The sequence below is a fragment of the Sphingobium sp. B2 genome, from assembly GCF_007693735.1.
GTDB classification, from domain to species: domain Bacteria; phylum Pseudomonadota; class Alphaproteobacteria; order Sphingomonadales; family Sphingomonadaceae; genus Sphingobium; species Sphingobium xenophagum.
Genome location: NZ_VDBZ01000002.1, coordinates 346,795 through 370,258, shown reverse-complemented (window position 1 = coordinate 370,258; position 23,464 = coordinate 346,795). Strand labels below are relative to the sequence as shown.

Sequence of the window (23,464 nt, the reverse complement as noted above, 5' to 3'; positions counted from 1 at the left end):
AATTACTGGTCGGTTCAGTGACGCCGCCGCCATCCAACTTTCATCATATTGCAGTGCGGAAGAAACGCGCACGACTCATTGGCGAGCTAGGAGGACGCCAGCCAGTGGGGGGCATCATCATGCATAAGACTTTGCGAGCCATGCTGTTTGCAGGGCTGGTCAGCTTCGTTGCAACCGGATCGACCAGCAGCAACCTGCCAGACCGCCTGAACATGGTGCAGGCATTGCCGGATGGCGGCAATACGACTTTGTCCATGATGACATATAATATCAAGGGCTTGCCCTGGCCGCTCGCGGTCGACAGGGATACCGCGCTGGTGCGGATCGGCACGCGTTTGCGCGCCCTTCGGCAACGGGGGCATCAGCCGCATATCCTGTTGCTACAGGAAGCGTTCACGCCGCAAGCGGCCGAGCTTGCGCGCTCGTCCGGCTATCGGCACATGACATTCGGGCCGGATCGGCAAATGCGTTCGCCCATTGCGCCAAGCGCTGCGGATCAGGCGTTCCTTGCTGAGGCCCGCTGGGATCGCGGCGAGGCGTTGGGGAAACAGACCGACAGCGGCCTCATCATCCTGTCCGATTATCCCATCCTGCGCGTCCGACGCCTGGCCTTTCCGGATTTCGCCTGCGCCGGGTTCGATTGCCTGGCCAACAAGGGCGTGGTGATTGCCGATATGCAGGTGCCCGGCGAAGCGGAACCTGTCGCCATCGTCAATATCCATCTCAATGCGCGCAAGGCATCGGGCGTTTCCGTGAGCCGATCGCTGGCGGCCTATGCGCGACAGGTCGATCTGACCGCCCGTTTCATCGCCAGCGCGGTCCCGCACACCCGTACATTGATGATCGGAGGCGACATGAATATTGGCGGCAATAGCGATCGCAGCCGCATCTTCTTCGACGGCTTTGCTCGCCATGGCCTGTCGTTCGTCGCAGCGAGGCAGGGCGGCGCGCAGCTGGCGCTCGATCAGGCGAAGATCCCGGCCCCGCAGGCACGCGCGGACCTTAAGCATGCGATGCAGCGCCGCAAGGACTGGATCTTCGCGCGCGCGGGGCGCGGCTCATCGCTCGTCGTCAGGGGCGCGCATGTGCCGTTCGGATCGGAGCCTGACGGGCAGCCACTCTCCGACCATTTCGGCTATGTCATATCCTATGACCGTCAGCGCCCGCAGTTTGCGATGGCCGATGCCCCAGCCGCCAGCGCAAGCGATCATCGCTGATGCGCGGACGGCATCTACTGGCTTTGGCGATGGTCGCGCTGCAGGGTACCACGGCATCGGCACAGGACAAGATCATCGATCAGAGCATCAGCTATGCGCTGAAGCCAGCGATATGGCGATCGCCCCTTGTGGAAGCGCGTAGCACCACGCCGGATTATGGCCTGATAGGCGCGATCCGCCCGCTTTCGGGTGACGAGCCGGATCATGTCATGGCCCTGCGCCTCCAGCGCCAGAGCCGCCGGTTCGTCGCTGCGCAGGCAGACACCGCATGGCCATTGAATGCACGGGGTTATGATCACCGCCCACGCAGCCGTACCAGAATGCTCCTGGTCGATGATCATTTTGCCCTTTCCGATCAGATAGCGATGACGCTCGGCTTTGCCGGGGTGAAGGTCAGCAACCGCAATGCCAATGTGATGATCGGCAGCGGCGACGATCGGCTGCGCGCACATGACTGGTTCATGCCCCATGCCAGCGTTCACTTCCGTCCCATCCCGGCACTCACTTTGTCGATGGACTATAACGAAGCCATGCGCGCCTATGGCGATACCGGCTTTACCGGCCCGCTTGGGCTTTCGCGGCCTGATTTCGAAGCGTTGCGCCGATCCTTGCGGCCTGAAAAGAGCCGTGTCGCGTCGGTAGGCGGCCAATGGTCGGGCGGCGACATGACGGTCACGACCAGCCTTTATCGCGCCGACGTCCGCAATGGCCTGTCCTTTGCGCACCGGGCCTATCTGCCGGTCAATATCGGGTCCGCCAGCCTGTTGGGCGTGAAGATGATGGCCCGGCACCAGTTGACGCCGCAGATCGACTGGTCCGTCCGCTACCAGCAGGCGGCGGTCGAAACCATGACCGGGCGATCGGTGCAGGAACGGGAAATGACCCTGGCCGCCGCCTGGACTGTCGGGCCGTGGCGCGTCGCGGCGCAGGGATCGCATACCGGTCGTGCGGCGCTTGCGCTGCCGGGTGCTCAGCAATCGCCGCTGCGTGCGGAAGGCAGCATCGAATATGCGCCGATGCAGACGGGTCGCCGGCGTTTGCGCCTTGCCGCGCGCTTCATCAATCCCAGCCGCCTTGTCAGCAACGCCGCCTTTGGCCCTGCGCCAGCGGGGAGCGTTCATGCGGTCGATCAGGCGCGGGCCGTGATGTTCAGCGCTGACATGGGCTGGTAAGCGTCCGCCCCTGTCATGACCAAGGCCGTGCGCGCCCACTCGCTCTCTATTTTCCTTTTGGTGCTCGCCGTGCTGTTGGGCATCGCGGCGTTCCGGCCGATCGACCATGATGAAGGGCAATATGTCGCCGCGGTCGCACTGATGCGATCGGGTCTGCCCTATCGTGATTTCGCCTATCTCCAGACGCCGCTGCAACCGCTGATCTTCGCGCCGCTGGCATGGCTGTGCGAGGGCTGGCTGTTTCTTGTCCTGCGCGCGGTCAATGCCTTGTGCGCGGCAGGGGCGGCGGCCCTGCTATTTCGGGCCCTGTGCAGGGAGGGCAGATCGTCGCGCAACGCCGGGATCGCGACCCTCGCGCTCGTCACCTGCCATGCTTTCCTGTTTGCTGCGACAGTCGCGCGCAACGATGCCTTGCCCTTGCTGCTGCACATGGCGGGCCTCGCGCTGCTGTTGGATGCGCTCGGTCAAGCTCGCCGCCGATTGTCTTACATGGTCGCCGGGCTGTTGCTGGGCGCAGCGGCGTCAGCCAAGATCAGCTATGGCCTGCCCGCCGCCGCCATCGGCTTATTCGCGCTGCTGAACATGCGCCGGGTCGGGCCGATGAACGTCCTTGCTCTGGCGGCATGCGGGATGGCCGGGGGATTGCCCACGCTTATCCTGTGGGGAATCGCGCCAGATGCCGCCTGGTTCGGCATTATCGACTATAGCCTGAAGGCGCCATTGGAATGGCAAATGCTGAACCAGCGGGCCTATATGGTGGAAACGCCGCTCAGTGCCGTGCGGCTGCTACGCTTTCTGGCGCAGGGCCCGGCCCTGTTTGCACTTATCATGATAGGGATGTCGCGCCTTCAGCATGGGAAATCTTCCATGGCGGAGGGGCTGCTGCACTTCGTGATATTGGCGGGGTTGGTCGCTGCATGGCTGCCCCGACCCATTTATGCCCAATATCTGGTGCCGTTGCTGCCAGCGCTGTTTCTCCGCTTCGGCTTGATGCTGGATGACCCGCGCTGGTCGCGCCCCGCGATCACCGCCATTTTCATATTGTGCATGGGGGCAGGGGTCGCCGAAACGGCAATCCGCATGGCCCCGAACGTCGCAAGCGCCGACAGTCCCATCCTTTCGGCAACGATGGACGCTCATGCGATCGGGCGGATCGTGCGCGCTGCCGGTACGACTGGTCCGATCGTCAGCCTGACGCCGGAACGGGTCGCCGACAGCGGGATTGGGCTCGATCCGCGCTTTGCCGCTGGCCCGTTCCTGTTTCGCACGCGCAACCTGCTCAGCCGGGAGCAGCGGGCCGCATTTCATGTCCTGAATGGCGAAAGCGTCGCGAAAGGCCTGACCCGCCATCCGCCCGCAGCGATCGTGACGGGTCAGGAAAGCGCGCCTTCGCCTGCCAGTCCCCAGGGTCTCGAATCGCCCCTGATCGCCTGGGCCAAGGCGCAAGGCTATAGCGCCACGACGCTGCCATCGGGTGCGGTCACGCTATACCTCCGACGGGAATGATGGTCAGGCGATCATGGCTCTCATTCGCCATTCATATGGCGGCGACGGGACGCGCGGGCGAGTTTCGCCCTGGGGTAAGCGCTTTTTTGCAACGATCCGTGCAAGTCATTCTATTGGATCGGTAGGGCAGGATCGGCCTAAAGGGGGGCCATGGCCCGCCTGTCAAAGCCTTCCTTCCTGCCAGACCCGTTTCTGCTCTGCCTGATCGCGACGGTGGCAGGGGCGTCTTTCGCACCGGCGCGCGGTGCGGCCATACCCTGGGTCGAGGCGGCGACGGACTTTGCGATCGCGTTGCTGTTTTTCCTGCACGGGGCAAAATTGTCGCGCGCCGCGGTGCTTGCGGGGGCGGGCAACTGGCGGTTGCACCTCTATGTCCTGACCTCGACCTATATCCTTTTTCCAGCGATCGGCCTCAGCCTCGTCGCCCTTTTGCGCGGCTATGGCGATGGCTTGCTGCTGACCGGCCTCCTCTATCTCAGCCTGTTGCCATCGACGGTCCAGTCCTCGATCGCCTTTACCGCCATAGCGGGCGGCAATGTCGCTGCGGCGGTGTGCAGTGCATCCCTGTCCAATATCGTCGGCATCATCCTGACGCCGCTTCTGGTTGGCCTGTTCATGGCGGTGGATGGCGGCGGCAGCGGCTTTTCCTGGCATTCGGTGCAGGCCATCGCGCTGCAATTGCTGGTGCCTTTTCTGGCGGGCCATCTGTTGCGGCCCTGGATCGGCGCATTCATCGATCGCCACAAAAAGCTGTTGATGCCGGTCGATCGCGGCTCGATCCTGCTGGTCGTCTATACAGCGTTCAGTGCCGCCGTGGTCGGTGGTATCTGGTCGCAGGTGGGCATTGCGGACCTGTTGCTGCTATTGCTGCTCAGTCTGTTGATGCTGATCATCGTGATGGGCACGAATCTGGTCTGGGCCTTGCGCGCCTCGTCGGCCTGCCGCGCGCGGACATGATCGTCTTGCTGTTCTGCGGGTCCAAGAAAAGCCTGGTGTCGGGCGTGCCGATGGCAGGCGCGCTTTTCCCCGCAGCACAGGTTGGCGTTATCATCCTGCCGCTGATGATCTTTCACCAGATCCAGCTGTTCCTCTGCGCCGCGCTGGCGGGGCGTTTTGCGCGAGGCGGCGCAAGGCTTCAACGCCCGGTGCTGCCGCGCACCGGGGCAGAGATTGAGGGTGCTGCGCAGAGGCTGGGCATGACCATCGCTAAACCCTGCATGGCGGGCGTCAGCGCCAATCTGGCGCTGCTGGATCGTCATGCCGACACCTTGTTTGCGGCTGGAAAAGCGTGAAGCAGGCCGTCGAGATCGCCGCCGCTGTCCGGTCGGGACAGACCAGTGCCATGGCCGTGCTGGAGCAATGCCTGGCCGGATTGGCGGCCGAAGGCGGGCGACTGGTCGCGGTGACGCGCATTCTGGCCGATCGCGCCCGGTCGGAGGCAGCCGCCGTCGATGCCGCCATCGCGGCAGGGCACGAAGCCGGACCATTGGCGGGCGTGCCCTATGGCGTGAAGGATCTGTTCGATGTGTGCGGCCTGCCCACCACGGCCGGGTCCAGCCTTTATGCCGATGCGCCGCCAGCGCAATCCGATGCGGAGGCCATATGCCGTCTGCGCGCTGCCGGGGCGGTGCTGGTCGCGACGCTCAACATGGACGAATTCGCCTATGGCTTCGCCACCATCAACGCGCGGCACGGCACGACCCGCAACCCCCATGCTCCTGACCGGCTGGCTGGCGGATCATCGGGGGGATCGGCGGCGGTAGTGGCGGCGGGGCTTCTGCCCTTCTCGCTTGGCTCCGACACCAATGGATCGATCCGCGTTCCCGCCAGCCTGACCGGCATTTACGGCATCAAGCCCAGCCATGGCGCGCTGCCGATGGGCGGGGTATTTCCTTTCGCCGACAGTTTCGACGATATTGGTCCCTTCGCCGTCTCCGTGGCGGACATGCGGTCTATCTGGGACGTGCTGGCCGAAAGGCAGGCAGCGCAGGATGATCCGATCCGCATCGCGCGATTGGGCGGGCGGTTTCGTGACAATGTCGATCCCGATCAGATCGCCGCGATGGATGCCATTGCGCCCGACGCGCCCCTGATCGAACTACCCGACATTGCCCGCGCCCGCTCTGCCGCTTTCCTGATCACCGCAGCGGAAGGCGGCAGATTGCACCGAGAGGCGCTCACCCGCGACGCCATGGCGTTCGATCCTGCCACGCGGGACCGGCTGATCGCAGGGGCGCTGCTGCCCGACGCCCTTTATGACGCGGCACAGGCGTTTCGCACGGAATATAGGCAACGCATCGCCGACATCATGGCGGACTATGATGTGCTGCTGGCCCCCGCAACGCCCTGTCCCGCGCCGCTGATCGCCGATCCGCAGATATTGATCGACGGCGCGCCGTCGCCAGCCCGCGCAGACCTGGGCATTCACAGCCAGCCGATCAGCTTCACCGGCCTGCCATCGCTCAGCGTGCCGCTGCGCCGTCCGGGTCGCTTGCCACTGGGGCTGCAACTGATCGGCAGGGAAGGGGGCGAGGCGACATTATTCCGTTTCGCCACCCTATTGGAAGACAAGGGGCTGACCGGCATAACATGGCCAGCGGGCGCATATCAGGGGGACGCATAATGACGGACGTGGCGGTGCAGCCGAGGACAGGGGGGCTCGAACGCTATTTCGGCCTGTCGGAGCGGGGCACGTCGGCCCAGACGGAGGTGCTGGCCGGTTTCACCACCTTCCTGACCATGGCCTATATCGTGCTGGTCAATCCCGCCATATTGGGACAGGCGGGGATGCCGATTGCAGCGGTGGCGGCGGCGACCTGTTTTGCGGCGGCCTTTGGATCGATCCTGATGGGGCTGGTTGCCAACACGCCGTTGGCGCTGGCGCCGGGCATGGGCCTCAACGCCTATTTCAGCTTCACGGTGGTCCAGCAGATGGGCGTCCCCTGGCCGGTTGCGCTGGGTTGCGTGTTCATTTCAGGGATCGCCTTCCTGATCCTGACGCTGACTGGCGTACGGCAGATGATCGTCGCGGCCATACCGATGCACCTGTTTGCCGCGGTCGCGGGTGGGATCGGCCTGTTCATCGGGTTTATCGGCCTGAAAAATGCCGGGATCATCGTCGCCAATCCGGCGACCTTCGTGGCATTGGGTGACTTGAAGGCACCCGGTGCGGCGCTCGCCCTGTTCGGCCTGCTGGTCATTGGCGTGCTCAGCGTCTGGAACGTGCGCGGCGCGATGCTGATCGGCATCGTCGCGACCACTTTGGTAGGATGGCTATGTGGCCAGGTCGTCATCAATCCGGAACCCTACAGCCTTGACGCCCTGACCGGCACCGCCTTCCAGCTTGACCTGTCGGGCGTGTTCGGCCTGACCGGCAGCCATGGGCTAGGTCTCCTTGAAATCCTCTTCGTCTTTCTCTTCGTCGACCTGTTCGACAATATCGGTACGCTGGTCGCGGTGACCAAGCGGGCGGGACTGATCGACAAGGCGGGTCGCATTCCCGGCCTCAATCGCATCCTCATTACCGACGCCGCGGCCACGATCGTTGGATCGGTCGCAGGGACCAGCACCGTCACCTCCTATGTCGAAAGTGCGGCGGGCGTGCAGGCGGGCGGGCGCACCGGGCTGACCGCTGTGGTCACCGGCCTGCTTTTCCTGGCGACCATGTTCGTTGCCCCCTATGCCCAGATCGTCCCGCTGGCCGCGACCGCGCCCGCGCTCATCGTCGTGGGCGGGTTGATGCTGTTGCCGCTGACTGAAATCGAGTGGGAAGACCCGCTTTCGGCCATTCCAGCCTTCCTGACCGTGGCGATGATCCCGCTCACTTTCTCGATCGCCAACGGCCTTGCCTTTGGCATCACGGCCCATGCGATATTGAAGCTGTTGCGCGGCACGGCGACACGGGCTGACTGGTTCCTGTTCCTGCTCGCTGGCCTGTTCGTCGTCCGCTTCATCTGGATGAGCGCAGCATGATCCGCGCGCTCTTCCTCGCCCTTTGCGCGCTATTGCTGCCCCTGTCCGTGCAGGCAAAGCCGCTCGACCGGACGCCGCGCACTGTGGTCATGACCGCCTTTGCGCCAGAATGGGATGCGCTGGCTCATACCGTCGCCAAGCCCCGAACCTATAAGGTCAACGGCCTCACTTTCCTGACCGGCACCATGGCGGGCAAGCCGGTGCTGCTGATGCAGAGCGGCGTCAGCATGGTCAACGCCGCAATGAATACCCAATTGGTACTGGATCGTTTCACGGTGAAGCGGATCGTCTTTTCCGGCATCGCAGGCGGGGTCGATCCGACCCTGTCGATCGGCGATGTCATCGTCGCGGAAGATTGGGCGCAATATCTGGAAGTGTCTTTCGCGCGCCAGACGCCGCAGGGCTGGGTTGTCCCCGAACCTGTCGATGCCGACGCGCCGCCGCCCTTTGGCATGATGTTCCCGCGCGGGGTTCGGCTGGGCAATGCGACCGACGCACCGCGCCGCCACTATCGGCAGGCCGTCGATCCGGCATTGCTGGCGATCGCCCGCAAAATCGCGCCGGGCCTTACCCTGCGCCGTTGCACGGAAGGGCAGGCGACCAGCGCAACCTGCCTCGCGCATGAACCCAAAATCGTGATTGGCGGCACGGGCGTCAGCGCCGGGGTCTATGCCGACAATGCCGAATTTCGCGACTATCTGGCCAAGGCGTGGAAAGCGCGCGTTCTGGACATGGAAAGCGCGGCGGTGGTGCAGGTCGCCTATGCCAATCAGGTGCCGGTCATCGTGTTCCGCAGCCTGTCCGATCTGGCCGGGGGAGATGCGGGCGCGAACCAGATGACGACGTTCATGGCGCTGGCTTCGGTCAACAGCGCCGATGTCGTGCGCGCCTTCGTTGCCGCGCTGCCGGACTAGGACGATGGCGCTTTCCACCATCAGCGGCACGAACGGCATGGTAACCGCCCCCCATTTTCTGGCGGCGCAGGCGGGTTGCGACGTGCTGAAGGACGGGGGCAACGCCGTTGAAGCCGCCGTTGCCGTCGCAGCCACGCTGGCTGTGGTCTATCCCCACATGACCGGCATCGGCGGGGACAGTTTCTGGCTGGTTGCCGAACCGGATGGCGCGGTCCACAGCGTTCATGGCTGCGGCGGTGCCGCAGCGCGCGCAGACCTTGCCCTCTATGCCGGGATGGACGCGGTGCCCACACGCGGGCCGCTTGCCGCCAATACGGTGGCGGGAACGGTATCGGGCTGGGCGGCGATGCTGGAAAGCGGTGGGGGCAGGCTGCCCCTGTCCCGTCTGTTGCGCGACGCTATCCACTATGCCGATGCTGGCGTGACGGTGACCAGCGGCGGCGCGGCCATTGCAGCGGCCAAGGGCGCGGAACTGCGCATCCAGCCCGGCGCCTATGCCGCCATCTTCGAGCCGGAAGGCCGCCCCTTGCGGGAAGGCGACAGACTGCGCCAGCCCGCCCTGGCCGCGACGCTGCGACGCATCGCGGACAATGGCCCGGCCGATTTCTACGCCGGCGCGCTGGCCGATATGGTCGCGCTGGATCTGGCGGAACTGGGCAGCCCCGTCGGTCGCGACGATCTGGCCGCGCATCAGGCAAGCCGACCCGTGCCGCTCAAGACCCGCATCACCGGCATCGACCTCTACAACAGCGCGCCGCCGACGCAGGGCTTTGCGTCGCTGATGATCCTCGCCTTGTTCGACCGGCTGCGCGCGGCGCAGGCCGACGGCTTCGATCATGTCCACGGTCTGGTAGAGGCAAGCAAGCAAGCCTTCCTGCTGCGCGATACCCATGTCGGCGACCCCGCATTCCATGATTTCGACTATCAGGGACTGCTCGATGATCCCGCCGCGCTGGACGTCATCACCGCCTCGATCGACCCGGCCCGCGCCATGCCCTGGCCCCGCCCGTCGGCGCAGGGGGACACATGCTGGTTCGCCGCCGCAGACAAGGACGGGCGCATGGTAAGCGCCATCCAGTCCACCTATTTCGAGTTCGGATCGGGGCTGGTGCTGCCGCGCACCGGCATCATCTGGCAGAACCGGGGCAGCAGCTTTCGTCTGGCAGCAGACGGCTGGAACGCGCTTCGGCCCGGACGCAAGCCGTTCCATACGCTCAACCCGGCGCTTGCCCGTTTCGATGATGGGCGCGTCATGGCCTATGGCACGATGGGCGGGGAAGGGCAGCCCCAGACCCAGGCTGCGCTCTTCTCCCGCTACGCCCGTTTCGGCGTCGATCTCCAGCAGGCGATCAGCGCGCCACGCTGGCTGCTGGGACGGACATGGGGCGAGAACAGCACGACATTGAAGCTGGAGGACGGGTTCGACGACAAGCTCTACACCGATCTTGCGGCGGCGGGCCATGATGTCGAGCGGGTCGGGCCGCTGACCGCGATGATGGGCCATGCCGGGGCGATCGTTCGCCATGACGATGGCCGCCTGGATGGGGCGACCGATCCGCGCAGCGATGGGCAGGTGGTGGCATGGTGAGCGGAGGCGCAAGAGCGGTGGCGCGCTGCGACGCACTGGGCGTAGCGCCCTATAGCGACATGGCGCATGGCCTCTATCGCGGCTATCTGACCACGGCCTATGCCGCGGCGCAGGAAGCGCTCGCCGGATGGATGGCGCAGGCGGGCATGACCGTGCGCCGCGATGCCGCCGCCAACCTCATTGCTCGCTATGAAGGCACGTTGCCTGGCGCGCCCGCTCTGCTCATTGGCAGCCATCTCGACAGCGTGCGCGATGGGGGGCGCTATGATGGGCCGCTTGGCATCATGCTGGGTGTCGAGGCTGTGGCGGCCCTGCACCAGAATGGCCAGCGCCTGCCTTTCCCGATCGAAGTCATTGCTTTTGGGGATGAGGAAGGGTCTCGCTTTCCCGCCGCCATGCTCACCAGTCGTGCGGTCGCGGGGACGTTGGCTCTCGACGCACTCGACCTTGCCGATGCGGACGGTGTGTCGCTGGCGCAGGCGGGCGTCAACCTGTCCGACTATCTGTCCGCGGCCCGCGCGCCCGGCTCGACCCTTGCCTATCTTGAAGCCCATATCGAACAGGGGCCGGTGTTGGAGGCCGAGGGACTGGCCGTCGGGACAGTGACCGGGATCGCCGCCCAATTGCGCTATCAGGCGATCGTCAAGGGCATGGCCGGTCATGCAGGCACGAGTTCGATGCCGCTGCGGCGCGACGCGCTGGCGTGCGCTGCCGAAATGATCCTGGCGATCGAGGGGATCGCCCGCGCTGATGCGTCCGATCTGGTCGCGACGGTGGGACGGATAGAGGCGATGCCGGGCGCGCCCAATGTCATAGCAGGCGAAGTCCGCTTCACGATCGACATAAGATCAGGTGACGCGGCGCGGCGCGATCGGGCGGCGGAAGCGATAAGCTATGCGCTGGCCGGCATAGCCGATCGCCGCGATCTAGATTTCGCGATCCAGCGCGTCCATGACCTGCCCGCCAGCCCGTGCAACGTGGCGCTCATGGACCTGATGGACACCGCCATCGCGGCTGTGGGGCATCCGGTCCGTCGCCTCGTATCGGGGGCTGGGCATGACGCCATGGTCATGGCAGCGCTCTGTCCTACGGCCATGCTCTTCATCCGTTGTCGACACGGTATCAGCCATAATCCGGCCGAACATGTCGACCCCGCCGACGTTGATGTGGCATTGCAGGTCATGCTTGGCTTTATCGACCGATTGGGAGCGACATTTGACCCCGCTTGATCCTCTGCTCTTTGGCGAAATCGACCCGCCGCAACGCCTGTTGATGGGGCCGGGGCCGGTCAACGCCCATCCCCGCGTGCTGCGCGCCATGGCGGCCGATCTGCTGGGTCAGTTCGACCCGGAAATGACCGGCTATATGAATCAGGTCATGGCGCTCTATCGCCCGATTTTCGGCACGCAGAACCCATGGACCATGTTGATCGACGGGACTGCTCGCGCGGGAATAGAGGCGGCGCTGGTGTCGCTGGTCGCGCCGGGCGACACGGTGCTGGTGATCGACTTTGGTCGCTTCGGGCTGCTACTGCGTGAAATATTGACCCGTATCGGCGCGGTCATCGAAACCGTCGACGCGCCCTGGGGCGAAGTCGTGCCGATGGAGGCGGTCGCCGCCGCCATCGCCCGCACCGGCCCCAGGATCGTGGCCTGCGTTCATGGCGACACGTCCACGACCATGGCCCAGCCACTCGATGGCCTTGGCGACCTTTGCCGGGCGGCTGGCGCGCTCTGCTATGTCGACGCGACCGCCACCATCGGCGGCATGGAAATTGCCGCCGATCGATGGGGCGTCGATGTCGTGACTGGCGGGCTGCAAAAATGCCTTGGCGGCCCGTCCGGTTCTGCCCCCATCACCATTTCGGATCGCGCGGCAGATCATATTTTCGCCCGACGCCATACCGAAGCGGGCATCCGCAGCGCCGACAGCGTCGATGGCGCAGGCCCGCGGATCGCCTCCAACTATTTCGACCTCGCCATGATCATGGATTACTGGTCCGACAAGCGGTTGAACCATCATACCGAAGCCGCATCCATGCTGTACGCAGCGCGGGAATGTGCGCGCGTGATGCTGGGGGAGGGGCTGGAGGCGCGCTATGCCCGCCACGCCGCCGCAGGCCGGGCCATGAGCGCAGGGTTGCGGGCCATGGGCCTTACTTTGTTTGGCGATGACATCCATCGCATGACCAATGTGACCGGCGTGTTCATCCCCGATGGCGTCGATAATGACCGGGTCCGGGCCGCCATGCGCGATCATTTCGAAATTGAGATCGGCACCGCCTTCGGGCCGTTGCAGGGCCGCATCTGGCGGATCGGCGCGATGGGCTACAATGCCATGAAGCATAAGGTGTTGATAACGCTGGGCGCTCTTGAAGCCTGTCTGTTGCGCGAAGGTTTCACTCTGCCACCCGGTGCAGGGGTCCCGGCAGCGCTGGAGGCATGGGACGCATGAGTGTTGATCGCGATTATATCATCCTCCCCTTACAGGGGAGGTGGCTGGCCGCAGGCCAGACAGAGGGGTGTGCCCCTCTCGATAGGGAAACACCCCTCCACCATTCGCTTCGCGAACGGTCCCCCTCCCCCAATGGGGGAGGATTTATGTGGGGGATGCGTTCATGAATCGCGATCTCATTGGCTATGGCCAGCACCCGCCGGACCCGCGCTGGCCCGGTGGCGCGCGTATCGCGGTCCAGTTCGTCGTCAACTATGAAGAAGGCGCGGAAAATTGCGTCCTCAACGGTGATGGGGGGTCCGAAGCCTTCCTGTCGGACATGGTCGGGGCGGCAAGCCACCCGGCGCGGGCCATGGCGATGGAAAGCCTGTATGAATATGGCAGCCGCGCCGGTTTCTGGCGCTTGCATCGCCTGTTTACCGAACGCGGCCTGCCCGTGACCATATTCGGCGTCGCCAATGCCATGGCGATGAACCCCGGTGCGGTGGAGGCCATGCTGGTGGCGGATTGGGAAATCGCCAGCCACGGCCTTAAATGGATCGACTATCAATATGTCGCCGAAGAGGTGGAACGCGCCCATATCGCACAGGCCATCGCGCTGCATGAAAAGCTGACCGGCACTCGCCCGCTCGGCTGGTATCAGGGCCGGACGTCGCCCAACACCGCGCGGCTGGTGCGCGAAGAAGGTGGCTTCGTATATGACGCGGACAGCTATGCTGACGACCTGCCTTATTATGCAGAAGGGCAGCTGATCGTCCCCTACACGCTCGACGCCAACGACATGAAGTGCGTTGCGCTCAACGGCTTTACCGATGGCGAGCAGTTCTTCCGCTATCTGCGCGACACGTTCGATCAGCTGCGTGCCGAGGGTGGCCGGATGATGTCGGTCGGCCTGCACGGTCGCATCGCCGGGCGACCGGCCCGCGCCGCCGCGTTCGCCCGCTTCCTGGACCATGTCATCGCCAGTGGCGATGCCTGGGTCGCCCGGCGCATCGACATTGCCCGTCACTGGATGGAGGTCCACCCCGCATGACCATAGACGATCCGATCCTGCTTGCCGAAGTCACCGCCGCCTTCATGGAATATGAGCGCGCGCTGATGGCGGATGATGTGCCCGCTATGGACGGGCTGTTCCATGACGCACCCACCACCAACCGTTATGGCGTGGGCGAAGTGCTCTATGGCATTGAGGAGATCCGCGAATTCCGCAAGGGCCGCGGCGGATCGCCGCAGCGCAAGCTGGGGAAGGTGGCGATCACCGTCTATGGCGACAGCTTCGCAACCGCCGACGCCGAATTTTTCCGCGATAATAGCGAGCGGCGTGGCCGCCAGACCCAGAGCTGGGTCAAATTCGCGGATGGCTGGAAGGTCGTATCGGCCCATGTCAGTCTGGAGGGCAATACGCATTGACTGCGCTGTTCGAACATAGTCCCTGGGTGGAGGCGCGCGCTGACGCGCGGCCATCGTCGGGCAACCGTCATGCCGACCTGATGGCGGTTGTCCATGACGCGACGCCCGACGAACAATTGGCGCTGATCCGCGCGCATCCCGAACTGGCGGGCAAGGCGGCGATTGACAAGACGCTGACCGATGCCTCCGCTGCTGAGCAGGCGTCGGCGGGATTGGATCGATTGACCAGCCAGGAATATGCACGGTTCCACGCCTTGAACGCGGCCTATCGCGCGCGCTTCGATTTCCCCTTCATCATCTGCGTGCGGCTGACCGACAAGGCGGGTATATTGGCCGCCATGGAGCAGCGGCTCAGCCATGGTCGCGAAGAGGAGATCGCAACCGCGCTTGCCCAGATTGGCGAGATCGTCCGGCTGCGGCTGGAGGATTTGGCATGAGCCTGGCCGCGCTGGAATCCGAGCTGGCCCGGCAACTCGTCCTGATCGGCCATGGCGGCGCCGACTGGACCCGTCCGCGCGCGCACCCGGACGGGCATGTCCATGACGTCATCATCGTCGGCGGCGGGCAGAGCGGCCTGGCCGCCGCCTTTGGCCTGCTGCGCGAGCGTGTGTCCAACATCCTGGTCATCGACGAAAATCCTGCCGGGCTGGAAGGTCCATGGGACACTTATGCGCGGATGATAACCCTGCGCACGCCCAAGGAACTCAACCCCATCGATTTCGGTATTCCGGCGCTGACCTATCGCGCCTGGTGGGAAGCGCAGCATGGCGCGGCGGGCTGGGAGGCGGTCGACAAGATCGCGCGTGGCGACTGGATGGCCTATCTGCGCTGGTATCGTCGCGTCTTGAACCTGCCAGTGCGCAACGACACGAAACTCTCCCTGATCGAGCCGATGGGGGATGGCCTTTACCGCCTGCATCTGGACGGCCAGCCGCCGCTACTGGCGCGCAAGGTGGTGCTGGCGACCGGCATACAGGGCGGTGGCGAATGGCACACGCCCGCCATGATCCGCGACGCCCTGCCCCGCGACCGCTACGCCCATACCAGCGAACCGATCGATTTTGCCGCGCTCGTTGGCAAGCGCATCGGCATTTTGGGGGGAGGAGCCTCGGCCTTCGACAATGCCAATGCGGCGCTGAGCCTCGGCGTGGGTGAGGCGCATGTCTTTATACGTCGCGCCGTGCTGCCGCGCATCAACCCGATCCGCTTCATGGAACGGGTCGGTTTCACCGGGCGCTATCCCGCGCTGTCAGACGCGGACAAATATGCGGTGATGGCGTCGTTCCTGGGCCATAACCAGCCGCCCACCAACGACACGTTCGATCGCGCAGCCGCCTGGCCCGGCTTCGACCTTCATCTGGGCGCGCCCTGGCTGTCGGTCGATCTGGTCGACGATCAGGTATGCGTGACCACGCCGCAGGGGACGCATGATTTCGATTTCGTGATCCTGTCGACCGGCCTTGTCAGCGACCCCGGCCTGCGCAGCGAACTGGGCGCGGTCGCGCCGCATATCGCGCGCTGGGCCGATCGCTTCACCCCTGCGCCCGGCAGCGCCAATGCGCTGATCGATACGCATCCTTATCTGGGCGAGGGCTTTGAACTGACCCCCCGGACCGAAGCTGGCGCAGCGGCATTGCACGGCCTGTTCGCCTTCAACTATTCAGCGCTCATCAGCCTTGGCCTGTCGGCATCCGCCCTGTCGGGCCTGCAAACCGCGCTGCCCCGGTTGCTGCGCGGCATCAGCGACCAGCTTTTCCTGGATGATCGCACTGGACTGGTCGCTGACCTGCTGGCCTATGATGAAGCGGAATTTGTCGGGCAGTGGCCAAAACCCCAAGAGGAGGCAGCATGATGGCCAGTCTGTCCACCCATGTCCTCGACACCGGCCATGGCTGCCCCGCCGCCGCCGTCGCGCTGCGCCTGCTCCATAGCGACGGGACGATCCTGTTCGCCGGTGTGACTGATGCCGATGGCCGCTGCCCCGGCCTGCCGCCGGTCGCGCCGGGGCGCTATCGGCTGGAATTCGCGATTGCCCGCTATTTTGCCGGGCGCGGCGTTGCGCTGGCCGATCCGCCCTTCCTCGACACCGTCATCATCGATTTCGGCATTGCCGATGGGAACCATTATCACGTTCCCTTGCTCGTCTCGCCCTATGGCTATTCAACCTATCGGGGCAGTTGAAATGAGCGTGCAGTTCCTGCTGGATGGCGATCTGGTCGAGATCGCCGATGTCGATCCCACCGCTACCCTGCTCGATCATCTGCGCTACAGGATGCGCCGCACCGGCACCAAGGAGGGCTGCGCGGAGGGCGATTGCGGTGCCTGCACCGTGCTGGTCGGCGATCTGGATGGCGACGCTATCGTCTGGCGCGCGGTCAATGCCTGTATCCTGTTCTTGCCGATGCTGGATGGTCGCGCACTGCTGACCGTCGAAAGCCTGGCACCTGCCGGCGCGCTTAATCCGTTGCAGGCGTGCATGGCCGCCAATGGCAGTTCGCAATGCGGCTTTTGCACGCCGGGGTTCGTCATGTCGCTCTATGGCCGCTGCGTCGGGGCAAGTGGGCATGACCTGCCGGTCGCCGACGTGCTGGCGGGCAATCTGTGCCGTTGCACAGGCTATGGCCCCATCCTGGCCGCAGCAGATGCCACAAGGCCCCTAGCGCGCGACGACAAGGCAGTCGTCGCCGCGCTGAAGGCGTTGCGCGAACGGCCCGCCGCATCAGGCCAGCATGACGATCGCCGCTGGTTCGCGCCGCGCAGTGGAGCCGAGCTTGCTGACCTGCTCGCCGACCATCCCGATGCGCGCATGGTCGCGGGCGCCACCGATGTGGGCCTTTGGGTGACGAAGGGATTGCGGAGCATCGACACGCTGATCTTTCTGGGCGACGTCACCGAATTACAGACGATCGAGGAAGGCCCCGCAGGCGTCCGGCTTGGCGCGGGGGTGCGCTATGCCGACGCCCACGCCCCCTTTGCGCACCTCCATCCCGATCTGGGCGAACTTACCCGCCGGATCGGCGGGTTGCAGGTGCGCAATGCCGGGACGGTCGGCGGCAATATCGCCAATGGATCGCCCATCGGGGACGGACCGCCTGCCTTCATCGCGCTTGGGGCGGAACTGACGTTGCGCAGCCGGGACGGGCGACGGACGATGGCGCTGGAGGACTATTTCCTCGACTATGGCAAGCAGGATCGTCGCCCCTGGGAATTTGTCGAAAGCCTGTGGATTCCGCGACCCGATCCCCAAGCCATCATCCATATCGCCAAATTGTCCCGCCGCTTCGACAGCGATATTTCGGCGGTCTGTGGTGCCTTTCATCTGGCGGTCGCTGACGGGATCGTGACCGGCGCGCGTGTCGCCTTTGGCGGCATGGCGGCCACGCCGCGCCGGGCGCCGATGTGCGAAGCTGCGTTGACGGGTCAGCCTTTCACGCTGGCGACGGTGGAAAAGGCGGCTGACGCGCTGCGCGCCGACTATGCCCCCCTCTCCGACGTTCGCGGGTCCGCTGCCTATCGCCTCGACGCCGCCGCCAATCTGCTGCTGCGCCTCTGGCACCGGGAGCAGGGGCAGGCCGTGTCGGTGCTTGGTCTGGAAGCCGTCCATGGCTGATCGCGATCCTGCATGGCATGTTCTGCCCAAGCCCTCGCACCCGCATGACAGCGCGCCGCTCCATGTCACTGGCGCGGCCCGCTATGCCGATGACGGGCCGGAACCTGCCGACATGCTCCATCTGGCTTTTGGCCAGAGCGCCCATGCCCATGCCCGCATCCGGTCCATGGACCTGTCCGCCGTCCGGGCGGCCGAAGGTGTCGTGCATGTCTTTACCGCCGTCGACATCCCCGGCGCGAATGACGTCAGCCCCGTCGCAGGCGACGACCGGCTGCTGGCCGATGGCGAAGTGATCTGCGTTGGACAAGCCATCTTCCTGGTCGCCGCCACCAGCCAGCGCGCGGCGCGCAAGGCTGCACGGCTTGCCAGGATAGATTATGAACCATTGCCCGCCTGCCTGACGATCGCGGCGGCGCAGGCGGCCAAGTCGCTGATCGAACCGACCCAGCGGATGGCGCGCGGCGATGCTGCTGCTGCGCTGGCCAGCGCACCCCATCGGCTGACCGGCAGCTTCGACATGGGCGGGCAGGATCATTTCTATCTGGAGGGGCAGGTCGCTGTCGCGACACCGGGCGAAGATGGCCAGATTCATCTGCTCTGTTCCACCCAGCATCCCAGCGAAATCCAGCATCTTGTCGCCCATATGCTGCATCGCCGCTCCGCCGACGTGACGGTGGAGGTACGCCGCATGGGCGGCGCCTTTGGCGGCAAGGAAACGCAGGCGGCCCTGTTCGCCGCGGCGGCCGCGCTGGTCGCGGACAAAACGGGCCGCCCCGCCAAATTCCGCTGCGACCGCGACGATGACATGGTGATGACGGGCAAGCGGCACGCCTTCCGCGTCACCTATGATGTTGGTTTCGATGCGCAGGGCCATGTGCTGGCGCTGCGCCTGCGCCTCGCCTCGCGCTGCGGCGCCACGGTCGATCTGTCCCCGGCGATCAACGACCGGGCGATGTTCCATGCCGACAATTGCTATTGGCTGCCGGACGTCGAAATCCTGTCGGAACGGCTCAAGACCAATACCGTGTCCGACACAGCCTTTCGTGGCTTCGGCGGGCCGCAGGGGATGCTGGCGATAGAGCGCATCATGGATGATGTCGCCGCGCATCTGGGCCATGATCCGCTGGCGGTGCGGTGCGCCAATCTCTACGGTCCCGGTCGCGATGTCGCGCCCTATGGCATGACCATCGCGGACAATATCGCACCGCAACTCATCGCCCGGTTGCGCGCCGACGCCCGTTATGACGCGCGCAGTGCCGCAATCGATGCCTTCAACGCCACCAGCCCGATCATCAAGCGCGGCATAGCCCTAACCCCGGTCAAGTTCGGGATCAGCTTTACCACCACGCACCTCAATCAGGCCGGTGCGCTGGTGCTGGTCTATGCCGATGGGTCGATCCAGATCAATCATGGCGGCACGGAAATGGGGCAGGGGCTGTATATCAAGGTGGCGCAGGTCGTCGCTGACGTCTTTGCTGTGCCGATCGACCAGGTGCGGATCACCGCCACGCGCACCGACAAGGTGCCCAATACGTCGGCGACGGCGGCTTCGTCCGGTGCGGACCTGAACGGCATGGCCGCCTATCACGCGGCGATGACGATCCGCGAACGGCTGACCGGGTTCCTTGCCCGCACCTTCGGCTGCCCCGACAGCGAGGTGCATTTTACCCCCGAAGGCGTGATCGCGGGTACCGAGCGGCTGACCTTCGCGCATCTGTGTCGCAAGGCGCATATTGGCCGCGTTTCGCTTGCCGCTACCGGCTATTATGCGACGCCCGACATTGCCTATGACCGCCAAGCGCATCAGGGGCGCCCCTTCTATTATTTCGCCTATGGCGCTGCCGTGTCGGAAGTCGCGATCGACACGCTGACCGGCGAGCATAAGGTGCTGGCCGTCGACATTCTCCACGATGTTGGCCGTTCGCTCAATCGCCAGATCGACATTGGCCAGATCGAGGGCGGCTTCATCCAGGGGCAGGGCTGGCTGACGACCGAGGAACTGGTCTTTGACGATCAGGGCCGCTTGCTCACCCATTCGCCCGCGACCTACAAAATCCCGACCGCGTCGGATCGCCCCGCCCATATGACAATCAGCCTGTGGGATGGGGAGAATGTGGAGCCGACCATCAATCGGTCCAAGGCGGTCGGTGAGCCGCCCTTCATGCTCGCCATCTCGGTCTTTTCCGCCCTGACCCGCGCCGTAGCGGCAGTCGCGCCGGATGTTCGCGCGCTGCCCCGCCTTGACGCCCCCGCCACGCCCGAACGCATATTGCGTGCGGTCAGCGAGCATCGCGCGCGATGAGCGAGTGGCTGGACTGGCTGCGGCACGTTGCAGGCAAAACACCAGGCGCCCTGATCACCATACTGGGCAGCGAAGGCTCCGCCCCGCGCGGGGCGGGAACGCGCATGCTGGTCACGCATCAGGGGCTGCACGGCACCATTGGCGGCGGTCAGCTCGAATATCGTGCGGTCGAACAGGCGCGCGCCATATTGGCGCTGCCGCCGGGCCAGTGGCGGGTGCAGGATTATCCGCTTGGGCCGCTGCTGGGCCAATGTTGCGGCGGCCGGGTACGGTTGCTCATTGAACATTGCGATCCCGACGCCATGGGCTGGTTGGCGGATGCTGCGGACGATCGAATTCTCGTTTCGACGTTCCAATCCGACCGGGTGGAAAGGCATGTGGGCGATCATGCCGTGCCGTCGCCCCCGTCGGCGCGGGGCGACCGTCCCCGTGCGGGCGACTGTCTGGCGGAAATTATCGGTCAGTACCGTCGGCCACTCTATCTGTTCGGTGCGGGTCATGTCGGTCAGGCAATTGCCCGCCACGCTGCAAACCTGCCATTCCGCCTGTCCTGGTTCGACACGCGCCCGGTTTTCGAGACGATCGATGGGGTCGCCGTCGTGCCGGAGGCTGCAATAGAGCAATGTGTGGCCGACGCGACTGACGATGCCGCCATTCTCATCCTGACGCATGACCATGGCCTCGACTATCGCCTGACCCACGCTGCGTTGAGTCGTCCGCCCTGCGCCTATGTCGGCCTGATCGGCTCCGCCACCAAGGGCGCGCGTTTCCATGCGCGGCTGACGCGCGATGGCATCGATGCACAGGCCCGCGCCCGGTTGACCTCGCCGATCGGCGTGCCGGGGGTCATGGGCAAGGAACCCGATGTCATCGCCATCGCCGTCTTGGCCCAATTGCTGCAATTGAGGGCCGGATGATGCAGATGGCCAAGGGGATCAAGGGCTTTCGCGGCGAGATTCTGTCAGTGTCGCGCGATCCGCATCGTCATCCTGATGCCGTTCGCCACGAACCGGATGGGTTGCTCATTGTGGAGGACGGCCTCATCGTCGCGCGCGGCGACTATGCAAGTCTGGCACCCAGCTATCCGGGCATCCCGATCGACCATTTGCCCGGCCTTGTCGTCCCCGGCTTCATCGACGCCCATGTCCATTATGCGCAGATGGATCATATAGCCTCGCACGGCGAACAGCTGCTTGACTGGCTGGATCGCCATATTTTTCCTGCGGAAAAGGCGTTTGCTGATCGCGCCCATGCTGCCAGCCTGGCGAACCTGTTTCTGGACGAGTTGCTGCGCAACGGTACGACCAGCGCGCTTGTCTTTCCTACCGTCCACGCGCATTCGGTCGACGCGTTGTTCGACGCAGCGCTTGACCGGAACATGCGCATCCTGTCAGGAAAGATTTTGATGGATCTGGGGCCGGACGGCCTGGCGGACATGCCGGAAAGCGGGCGGGACGAAAGCGAAGCGCTGATCCGCCGCTGGCGGGGGCGGGGACGGCTGGGCTATGCCGTGACGCCGCGCTTCGCCCTGACGTCGTCGGACGCGCAGTTGCAGGTCGCCGGCGCATTGCTGGCCGATCATCCCGATATATTGCTGCACACGCATCTGGCCGAAAATCTCCGCGAATGTGCCGCCGTGGCTGACCGCTTCCCGACGGCACGCGACTATCTCGATGTCTATGACCGCTTTGGTCTGGTCGGTGCCCGGTCGGTTTTTGCCCATGGCGTCCACCTGTCGGACCATGCCTGCACCCGCCTCGCAGAAAGCGGCGCTGGAATCGCCGTCTGCCCCAGTTCCAACCTGTTCCTGGGCTCAGGCTTTTTCGACTTTGGTCAGGCCGATGCCCATGGCGTACGGATTGGCCTTGGCACCGATGTCGGCGCGGGCACATCCTTTTCACTGCTCCATACGGCGGGTCTTGCCTATCAGGCCGCCCTGTCGCGCGATTACCCGCTCGATCCCTTCCGCGCCCTTTATCTGGCGACAGCGGGCAGCGCCATGCTTCTGCATATCGATGATCGGGTTGGCGGGCTGGAGCCGGGGCAGGAAGCGGATTTCGTTCTGCTCGACTGTGCGGCCACGCCGTTACTGGCGCGTCGCTCGGCAAAGGCCACGCTTGCAGAGCGCCTCTTCGCGCTGCAAATCCTGGGCGACGACCGCGCCATCGCGCGAACCTACATAATGGGCCAATGCGCCTGGGACCGACAAGGCACTGCATCATGACCGATCTCGACAGCTTCATCCGCGCCCTGCCGAAGGCTGAACTTCATTTGCATATCGAAGGCAGTCTGGAGCCGGAACTCATGTTCGCGCTGGCCGAGCGCAACGGCGTCGCCATTCCCTATGCCAGCGTGGAGGATGTCCGTGCGGCCTATGCCTTTGGCAATTTGCAGGATTTTCTCGACATCTATTATGCCGGGGCAGACGTGCTGAGAACACAGCGGGATTTCCACGATCTCGCCGCTGCCTATTTCGATCGCGCGGCGGCGGATGGCGTGGTTCATGCCGAACTCATGTTCGATCCGCAGACTCATACGGATCGCGGCATCCCTTTCGCTACGGTCATCAAGGGCCTGCTGTCCGCCATGGCCGACGCGCAGGCGCGCCATGGGATCAGCAGCGCGCTCATCCTTTCCTTCCTGCGTCATCTGAGCGAAGAGGCGGCCTTCGAAACGCTGGCCGCCGCCGAGCCTTGGCTCGACCAGATCGCCGCCGTCGGCCTCGATTCATCCGAAACCGGCCATCCACCGGAAAAATTTGCCCGCGTTTTTGCCGCGGCGAGGGCAAAGGGCCTGCGCCTCACCGCTCATGCCGGAGAGGAGGGGCCGCCCGCCTATGTCTATCAGGCGCTCGACCTGCTTCAAGTCGACCGGATCGACCATGGCAATCGCGCGCTGGAAGATGATGCGCTGGTCGACCGGCTGGTAAGCGACGGCATGACGCTCACGGTCTGCCCGCTTTCCAACCTCAAGCTGTGCGTGGTCGATGATCTGGTCAACCATCCGATCGACCGGATGCTGGACCGCGGCCTGCGCGCGACGATCAATTCGGACGATCCCGCCTATTTCGGCGGCTATATCGCCGACAATTATCGCGCGGCCGCCGTAGCGCGTGGCCTCACCAGGGCGCAGTTGGGCCAGCTTGCCCGAAACAGCTTCACCGGATCTTTCCTGCCGCCCGATGCCATCGCCGCCCATCTGGAGCGGTTGGATGCCCTGTTATGAGGCTGCCTGGAGTCCTTCTCTCGCTGTTCGCGGCGATCGACGCTCCATGTCGATTATAACAGCCAGTTCGGCTGCCCGACGCTAGGATATGGAA

The 23,464-nt window shown here is 64.8% G+C and carries 19 protein-coding genes and 1 pseudogene; all 20 read left to right on the top strand.

The features are described 5' to 3' along the window. Positions 1-119 precede the first annotated feature (119 nt). The 20 genes and pseudogenes from FE851_RS17395 to FE851_RS17300 all read left to right on the top strand — a co-directional run bounded on the left by FE851_RS17395 (position 120) and on the right by FE851_RS17300 (position 23,370). Positions 120-1,217, top strand: coding sequence for an endonuclease/exonuclease/phosphatase family protein (locus FE851_RS17395; protein ID WP_261371038.1), 1,098 nt, complete (start codon positions 120-122; stop codon positions 1,215-1,217). Beyond that, the gene (locus tag FE851_RS17390) at positions 1,217-2,389 is read left to right on the top strand and encodes a TonB-dependent receptor (RefSeq protein ID WP_145205172.1); all 1,173 of its coding nucleotides are present in this window, start codon (positions 1,217-1,219) and stop codon (positions 2,387-2,389) included. The genes FE851_RS17395 and FE851_RS17390 overlap by 1 nt, the downstream gene beginning before the upstream one ends. A gap of 15 nt (positions 2,390-2,404) precedes the next feature. Then, complete coding sequence (locus FE851_RS17385) at positions 2,405-3,895, top strand: glycosyltransferase 87 family protein (RefSeq protein WP_145205169.1); 1,491 nt, start codon at positions 2,405-2,407, stop codon at positions 3,893-3,895. Positions 3,896-4,045: 150 nt separating this feature from the next. Beyond that, positions 4,046-5,187, top strand: a pseudogene (locus FE851_RS17380) (bile acid:sodium symporter family protein). Further along, positions 5,184-6,518 carry an AtzE family amidohydrolase gene (locus tag FE851_RS17375; protein WP_145205166.1) on the top strand — a complete coding sequence of 445 codons (1,335 nt, stop codon included), beginning with the start codon at positions 5,184-5,186 and terminating at the stop codon, positions 6,516-6,518. The pseudogene FE851_RS17380 and the gene FE851_RS17375 overlap by 4 nt, the downstream one beginning before the upstream one ends. After that, positions 6,518-7,867 (top strand): NCS2 family permease, encoded by a 1,350-nt coding sequence (locus tag FE851_RS17370; protein ID WP_107124525.1) that lies wholly within the window; start codon positions 6,518-6,520, stop codon positions 7,865-7,867. The genes FE851_RS17375 and FE851_RS17370 overlap by 1 nt, the downstream gene beginning before the upstream one ends. Continuing rightward, entirely contained in the window at positions 7,864-8,781 is a 918-nt protein-coding gene (locus FE851_RS17365; RefSeq protein ID WP_145205163.1) for a 5'-methylthioadenosine/S-adenosylhomocysteine nucleosidase, read from the top strand. Before FE851_RS17370 ends, FE851_RS17365 begins: the two co-directional genes overlap by 4 nt. Positions 8,782-8,785: 4 nt before the next feature. After that, positions 8,786-10,369 carry a gamma-glutamyltransferase family protein gene (locus tag FE851_RS17360; protein ID WP_145205160.1) on the top strand — a complete coding sequence of 528 codons (1,584 nt, stop codon included), beginning with the start codon at positions 8,786-8,788 and terminating at the stop codon, positions 10,367-10,369. After that, positions 10,363-11,598 carry an allantoate amidohydrolase gene (locus FE851_RS17355; protein ID WP_145205157.1) on the top strand — a complete coding sequence of 412 codons (1,236 nt, stop codon included), beginning with the start codon at positions 10,363-10,365 and terminating at the stop codon, positions 11,596-11,598. The genes FE851_RS17360 and FE851_RS17355 overlap by 7 nt, the downstream gene beginning before the upstream one ends. After that, entirely contained in the window at positions 11,585-12,823 is a 1,239-nt protein-coding gene (locus FE851_RS17350) for a pyridoxal-phosphate-dependent aminotransferase family protein (protein WP_145205154.1), read from the top strand. Before FE851_RS17355 ends, FE851_RS17350 begins: the two co-directional genes overlap by 14 nt. A gap of 163 nt (positions 12,824-12,986) precedes the next feature. After that, positions 12,987-13,856, top strand: a complete 870-nt coding sequence (gene puuE, locus FE851_RS17345; RefSeq protein ID WP_145205151.1) for an allantoinase PuuE — start codon at positions 12,987-12,989, stop codon at positions 13,854-13,856. Then, positions 13,853-14,233 carry an oxalurate catabolism protein HpxZ gene (gene hpxZ, locus FE851_RS17340; RefSeq protein WP_017182013.1) on the top strand — a complete coding sequence of 127 codons (381 nt, stop codon included), beginning with the start codon at positions 13,853-13,855 and terminating at the stop codon, positions 14,231-14,233. Before puuE ends, hpxZ begins: the two co-directional genes overlap by 4 nt. Further along, a complete protein-coding gene (gene uraD, locus FE851_RS17335; protein WP_145205148.1) occupies positions 14,230-14,670 on the top strand; it encodes a 2-oxo-4-hydroxy-4-carboxy-5-ureidoimidazoline decarboxylase in 441 nt (146 codons plus the stop codon). The genes hpxZ and uraD overlap by 4 nt, the downstream gene beginning before the upstream one ends. Then, entirely contained in the window at positions 14,667-16,085 is a 1,419-nt protein-coding gene (locus tag FE851_RS17330) for an FAD/NAD(P)-binding protein (protein ID WP_145205145.1), read from the top strand. Before uraD ends, FE851_RS17330 begins: the two co-directional genes overlap by 4 nt. Further along, complete coding sequence (gene uraH, locus FE851_RS17325) at positions 16,082-16,414, top strand: hydroxyisourate hydrolase (protein ID WP_145205142.1); 333 nt, start codon at positions 16,082-16,084, stop codon at positions 16,412-16,414. The genes FE851_RS17330 and uraH overlap by 4 nt, the downstream gene beginning before the upstream one ends. Position 16,415: 1 nt before the next feature. Then, positions 16,416-17,843: a xanthine dehydrogenase small subunit gene (xdhA, locus tag FE851_RS17320; RefSeq protein WP_145205139.1), complete on the top strand. Its 1,428-nt coding sequence runs from the start codon at positions 16,416-16,418 to the stop codon at positions 17,841-17,843. Beyond that, positions 17,836-20,145, top strand: a complete 2,310-nt coding sequence (gene xdhB / locus FE851_RS17315) for a xanthine dehydrogenase molybdopterin binding subunit (protein WP_145205136.1) — start codon at positions 17,836-17,838, stop codon at positions 20,143-20,145. The genes xdhA and xdhB overlap by 8 nt, the downstream gene beginning before the upstream one ends. Beyond that, positions 20,142-21,062: a xanthine dehydrogenase accessory protein XdhC gene (gene xdhC / locus FE851_RS17310; RefSeq protein WP_145205133.1), complete on the top strand. Its 921-nt coding sequence runs from the start codon at positions 20,142-20,144 to the stop codon at positions 21,060-21,062. The genes xdhB and xdhC overlap by 4 nt, the downstream gene beginning before the upstream one ends. After that, positions 21,059-22,369: a guanine deaminase gene (guaD, locus tag FE851_RS17305; protein ID WP_145205130.1), complete on the top strand. Its 1,311-nt coding sequence runs from the start codon at positions 21,059-21,061 to the stop codon at positions 22,367-22,369. Before xdhC ends, guaD begins: the two co-directional genes overlap by 4 nt. Then, positions 22,366-23,370 (top strand): adenosine deaminase, encoded by a 1,005-nt coding sequence (locus FE851_RS17300; protein ID WP_145205127.1) that lies wholly within the window; start codon positions 22,366-22,368, stop codon positions 23,368-23,370. Before guaD ends, FE851_RS17300 begins: the two co-directional genes overlap by 4 nt. Positions 23,371-23,464 lie beyond the last annotated feature (94 nt).

Excerpts from the sequence above, each read along its gene's own strand:
- FE851_RS17395 (WP_261371038.1), top strand. The coding sequence starts at position 120 with ATGCATAAGACTTTGCGAGCCATGCTGTTTGCAGGGCTGGTCAGCTTC.
- FE851_RS17390 (WP_145205172.1), top strand. The coding sequence starts at position 1,217 with ATGCGCGGACGGCATCTACTGGCTTTGGCGATGGTCGCGCTGCAGGGT.
- FE851_RS17385 (WP_145205169.1), top strand. The coding sequence starts at position 2,405 with ATGACCAAGGCCGTGCGCGCCCACTCGCTCTCTATTTTCCTTTTGGTG.
- FE851_RS17370 (WP_107124525.1), top strand. The coding sequence starts at position 6,518 with ATGACGGACGTGGCGGTGCAGCCGAGGACAGGGGGGCTCGAACGCTAT.
- FE851_RS17365 (WP_145205163.1), top strand. The coding sequence starts at position 7,864 with ATGATCCGCGCGCTCTTCCTCGCCCTTTGCGCGCTATTGCTGCCCCTG.
- FE851_RS17360 (WP_145205160.1), top strand. The coding sequence starts at position 8,786 with ATGGCGCTTTCCACCATCAGCGGCACGAACGGCATGGTAACCGCCCCC.
- FE851_RS17355 (WP_145205157.1), top strand. The coding sequence starts at position 10,363 with ATGGTGAGCGGAGGCGCAAGAGCGGTGGCGCGCTGCGACGCACTGGGC.
- puuE (WP_145205151.1), top strand. The coding sequence starts at position 12,987 with ATGAATCGCGATCTCATTGGCTATGGCCAGCACCCGCCGGACCCGCGC.
- hpxZ (WP_017182013.1), top strand. The coding sequence starts at position 13,853 with ATGACCATAGACGATCCGATCCTGCTTGCCGAAGTCACCGCCGCCTTC.
- FE851_RS17330 (WP_145205145.1), top strand. The coding sequence starts at position 14,667 with ATGAGCCTGGCCGCGCTGGAATCCGAGCTGGCCCGGCAACTCGTCCTG.
- uraH (WP_145205142.1), top strand. The coding sequence starts at position 16,082 with ATGATGGCCAGTCTGTCCACCCATGTCCTCGACACCGGCCATGGCTGC.
- xdhA (WP_145205139.1), top strand. The coding sequence starts at position 16,416 with ATGAGCGTGCAGTTCCTGCTGGATGGCGATCTGGTCGAGATCGCCGAT.
- xdhB (WP_145205136.1), top strand. The coding sequence starts at position 17,836 with ATGGCTGATCGCGATCCTGCATGGCATGTTCTGCCCAAGCCCTCGCAC.
- xdhC (WP_145205133.1), top strand. The coding sequence starts at position 20,142 with ATGAGCGAGTGGCTGGACTGGCTGCGGCACGTTGCAGGCAAAACACCA.
- guaD (WP_145205130.1), top strand. The coding sequence starts at position 21,059 with ATGATGCAGATGGCCAAGGGGATCAAGGGCTTTCGCGGCGAGATTCTG.
- FE851_RS17300 (WP_145205127.1), top strand. The coding sequence starts at position 22,366 with ATGACCGATCTCGACAGCTTCATCCGCGCCCTGCCGAAGGCTGAACTT.